Genomic DNA, 4,524 nt, shown 5'->3' on the forward strand with positions numbered 1-4,524 from the left:
CCATATTTCGTCCCTGGCCCACACAAACCTTCATGTTTAATACAGATTTGCCATTCTCCATAACATCTAATCTATAATCAGGAATATTAACCACCACGTATTTTTCAGCAGCGGGCTTATTTTTCCACCTCAATCGTTCAAGGTTAACCGTAATTATTCTTTTGGTTTCCTCTGCCGACATTCCAGGGGCCTGTACACCTTGTTTCAAGGCTTTTTGTAGGGTTATATATTGAGGATCTTTTGGTTGAATACTATCCAGATAAGTTTTAAACCGGGCTACTTGAAAAATATGATTTATTGTTGCGGTATCCGGCGTTTTGGTTTCTATATAATAGCGGTTATATATTTTTTTAGGATTAACAACGCCATATTGCATAGCATTGCTATAATTAATAAGCGCGTTAGCGGTAAGCATTTCCAGTTCGGCTATGTCGTGGTAAGCTTCATCCAAAGTTTTTATAGATTTTTTTGCATTGATCTTGGTAATCAATCCTGCTATTTCATCAGCCTGAAATATTTTAGGGTTAAGTCCATGATCGCCGGCATTTTTAAAATAGGTAGCATCAAGATCATTGGTTATTATATGGTCCATCACAAAAACTGGATCATAACCGTTGTTTTCATAATAACTGGTTATTAATTGCGGGTTGGTCATTTTTGATTGCTCATCAGCAAGTACTTTTTGAAAAACTTGCGCAAAGCCTTCGGGAGTTACATCTTTAAAAACCTTATTTTTGGTTTTTAAGTAAAGCGTTTTGCCCATATCTGAGCGGCTTTTTTTGCAGCTTTGAAAAGTGAAGACCGAAGCCAGGCATAACAATATAAGTATGGGCTTAATAATTTTTTTCGTATCGTTAATCATAGTTTAAGTGATATATACGCGGTGTAAGCAATACTTATACCATAAAATTGTTTACCAAATAATAAGTTAATAATAGCAATAAATAAGCATGGCAACAAACACCAATAAACCCGAAGTTTGGCTACGGGGCCCCTTAACTTCGGTTACACCTTTACTACAGCCTGTTGCGCATGCTTTATTACAAGCCAGGGAAGAGGTAAATGGCTTTATGACGGGTTTTGATGAACTTTTATTATGGGTAAAGCCAATGGGGATGGCTTCGGTGGGATTTCATCTACAGCACCTAACGGGTGTAATAGGCCGGTTATTTACTTATGCACGTGGCGAGGTGTTAACCCAACGGCAATTAGATTATTTACAGGCGGAAGGAAAAGTGCCCCAAAAAATATACAGTGTTAAAGAATTAACAGATACATTTAATAAGCAGGTTGATAAGGCTATTAAACAATTAAGCCAGGTAAACGAGACTTCATTAACCGAATCAAGAGGAGTGGGCCGCGCGCAATTACCATCAACTGTTATTGGACTATATACACACGCAGCCGAGCATACCATGCGGCATGTGGGACAATTAATGGTTACGGTTAGTATATTGAAAGGGTAGGGGCCTATTACCCCATCATCTCTTCAAACTTTTCCCAAAATCCATCGCGGGGTACAGGTGCGGTAATGAGAATTGGCTCTTTTTTTATAGGATGAATAAACTGTAGCCTGCGGGCATGTAAACAAATGCTTTTGCGCAAGCTGCCGCGCGGGTAGCCATATTTATTATCGCCCACTATGGGGCAGCCCAATGTAGATAGCTGTACCCTTATCTGGTGAGGTCGGCCGGTTATAGGGTCAACCTCAATTAAATAATACCCATCCAGTTCGCCAACCAGTTTATAGCTTAGTTCTGATCGTAAGCTGCCCTGTACTTCTTTATCATAAGCCTTGGTAACATTTTTCTGCGGGTTTTTAACCAGCCAGTGCACCAATGTGCCTGCTTCCGGATAAGGCCTTTTGCGCACCACCGCATAATAGGTTTTATGCATTTCGCGGCTTTTAAATAGTTGGTTTATCCGCTCCAATGCCTTGCTGGTTTTAGCAAATAGTATAACGCCGCTAACCGGACGGTCAAGCCTATGCACTACGCCTAAAAATGCGCCGTTGGGTTTGCTGTATTTATGGGCGATATATTTTTTTACTTTCTCGTCCAGCGGTTCATCACCTGTTTCATCAACCTGCACAATATCGCCCGCGCGTTTATTAACGGCAATCAAGTGGTTGTCCTCATAAAGCACATCCTTATCGGTAATATCGTGAGGGGTATATTTAAATTCTACTCGTGCCATCGTTAGTTCATGGTTCATGGATGATAGATCATAGTGTTTTTTGGCTATGAGCCATCAACTATGAACTATATGCCAGCCTAATATTGCTCCTTCTCGTTCGGGAAACTTTCCGACTTTACGTCATCAATATAATTCTTAATGCTGCCATTCATCACCTCGTATAAATTAGCATACTGGCGTAAAAAGCGGGGTTTAAACCCTTCGTTAATACCAAGCATATCATGTATAACCAACACCTGGCCATCGCAGCTTTGCCCAGCGCCAATACCTATGGTTGGTATATGCAGGCTCTCGCTAACCTGTTTGGCCAGTTGCGCAGGAATTTTTTCCAGTACTATGCCAAAACAGCCAAGTTCCTGCAGTTTTAAAGCATCCTCTTTCAGCTTTGTAGCTTCGGCCTCTTCTTTAGCACGTACAGTATAAGTACCAAATTTATATATCGATTGTGGTGTCAGGCCCAAATGTCCCATAACCGGTATGCCTGCGGTTAATATGCGGGTAACCGATTCGGAAATTTCAACGCCGCCTTCCATCTTAACCGCATGTGCACCCGATTCCTTCATGATACGGATAGCCGAGTTTAATGCCTCTTTGGAGTTACCCTGGTACGAACCGAAAGGCAGATCAACAACCACAAGCGCGCGTTTTGCTGCGCGCACAACAGATGAGGCATGGTATATCATCTGATCCAGCGTGATAGGCAGGGTGGTTTCATGCCCGGCCATCACGTTCGAGGCCGAATCGCCCACCAGTATAACATCCATACCCGCATGGTCAACAATGGCTGCCATTGAGTAATCGTAAGCGGTAAGCATGGCAATTTTTTCGCCACGGACTTTCATTTCCTGCAGGCTGTTAGTGGTAACCCTTTTTATTTCTTTATGTACTGACATGGCAGCGATTTTTCTGTTGGGTCAAAGTTATGTTTTTTTTATTTCGGATTTATTGACTCCTTAATTTGACTAACCCGGTCTGCGATACGCCGGGCACGGTAAGTCATTGCCACCAAAATAAAATCCGAAATTGAACATTCGAAATCCGAAATTTCTTTCTACTTTTGCATCGTGAAAAAAGTAGTTATCCACTACACTTCTTTAACCAATTTTCACGGCATGCCGCGCCCGGCAAACCGTTTTTTTAATCATTCAAATTTTTTAAACAAATGACCTATTTCACCCAATTACCGGCTGTATTATTATTGGCTGACGGAACCGTATTTCATGGTAAAGCTGCAGGCAAAATAGGAACCACCGCCGGCGAAATATGTTTTAATACCGGCATGACCGGCTATCAGGAAATTTTTACTGATCCGTCATACTTTGGGCAAATTATGGTAGCTACCAATGCGCATATAGGTAATTACGGCATTACGAAAAATGAAGAAGAATCGGCTCAGATACAAATTGCCGGGTTGGTTTGTAAAAATTACAATATCCCTTACAGCCGTAAAATGGCTGATGAATCTATACAAGATTATTTCCAGGAGCAAAACATTGTAGGAATATCTGATATAGATACACGCCAGTTGGTGCGTCATATACGTGATAAAGGAGCGATGAACGCCATTATCTCGTCGGAGATATTAGATATAGCGGAGTTAAAAACCCAGTTAGATAAAGTACCCTCAATGGACGGGTTGGAGCTATCATCGAAGGTATCAACCAAAGAAACATACACTTTTGGCGAGGAGCACGCGCCTTACCGTGTAGCTGTGCTTGACCTGGGTGTAAAGAAAAACATCCTGCGCAATTTTGACAGCCGTAATATATACGCCAAGGTTTACCCGGCCAAAACCACTTTTGCCGAAATGGAAAAAGATTTTGCGCCAAACGGCTACTTTATTTCTAATGGCCCCGGCGATCCTGCCGCTATGCCTTATGCGGTTGATACCGTAAAAGAGATTTTGGCTGCCGATAAACCCATGTTCGGCATATGTTTAGGTCACCAGTTGCTGGCTTTGGCTAACGGCATACCCACTAAAAAAATGTTTAATGGCCATCGCGGGTTAAACCACCCGGTAAAAAATGTGATCATTAACCATTGCGAGGTTACCTCGCAAAACCACGGTTTTGGCGTAGTGCCCGAGGCTGTGCGCGCGAGTGACAAAGTAGAAATAACCCATATAAACCTGAACGACCAATCAATAGAAGGCATCCGGGTAAAAGATAAAAAGGCATTCTCGGTACAATATCACCCCGAGTCATCACCCGGCCCGCATGATAGCCGGTATTTGTTTGATGATTTTATCAAGCTGATGAAGAATTAGCAATAACATAAAAGAGAGACCAAATTTGGTCTCTCTTTTATGTTATTGAATTTTCAGATATA

The 4,524-nt window shown here is 41.9% G+C and carries 5 protein-coding genes; 2 read left to right on the top strand and 3 right to left on the bottom strand.

Features of this window, described 5'->3' with window-relative positions; translation table 11 throughout:
- On the bottom strand, positions 1-862 hold an 862-nt coding region (locus ABI367_RS04090; RefSeq protein WP_462227033.1), incomplete at its 3' end, for a L,D-transpeptidase scaffold domain-containing protein.
- 88 nt (positions 863-950) lie between these two features.
- Between ABI367_RS04090 and ABI367_RS04095 the strand changes: the two genes are divergently transcribed.
- Positions 951-1,466, top strand: a complete 516-nt coding sequence (locus ABI367_RS04095; RefSeq protein ID WP_462227035.1) for a DinB family protein — start codon at positions 951-953, stop codon at positions 1,464-1,466.
- Between the two features lie 7 nt (positions 1,467-1,473).
- On the opposite strand, the gene ABI367_RS04100 is transcribed toward ABI367_RS04095, so the two are convergent.
- Entirely contained in the window at positions 1,474-2,214 is a 741-nt protein-coding gene (locus ABI367_RS04100; RefSeq protein ID WP_462227037.1) for an RluA family pseudouridine synthase, read from the bottom strand.
- Positions 2,215-2,273: 59 nt separating this feature from the next.
- Entirely contained in the window at positions 2,274-3,089 is an 816-nt protein-coding gene (gene panB, locus ABI367_RS04105) for a 3-methyl-2-oxobutanoate hydroxymethyltransferase (protein WP_462227038.1), read from the bottom strand.
- A 269-nt stretch (positions 3,090-3,358) separates the two neighbouring features.
- Between panB and carA the strand changes: the two genes are divergently transcribed.
- Positions 3,359-4,462: a glutamine-hydrolyzing carbamoyl-phosphate synthase small subunit gene (gene carA, locus ABI367_RS04110; protein ID WP_462227040.1), complete on the top strand. Its 1,104-nt coding sequence runs from the start codon at positions 3,359-3,361 to the stop codon at positions 4,460-4,462.
- The last annotated feature ends 62 nt before the right edge of the window (positions 4,463-4,524 follow it).

The organism is Mucilaginibacter sp., assembly GCF_039935595.1.
GTDB lineage: Bacteria > Bacteroidota > Bacteroidia > Sphingobacteriales > Sphingobacteriaceae > Mucilaginibacter.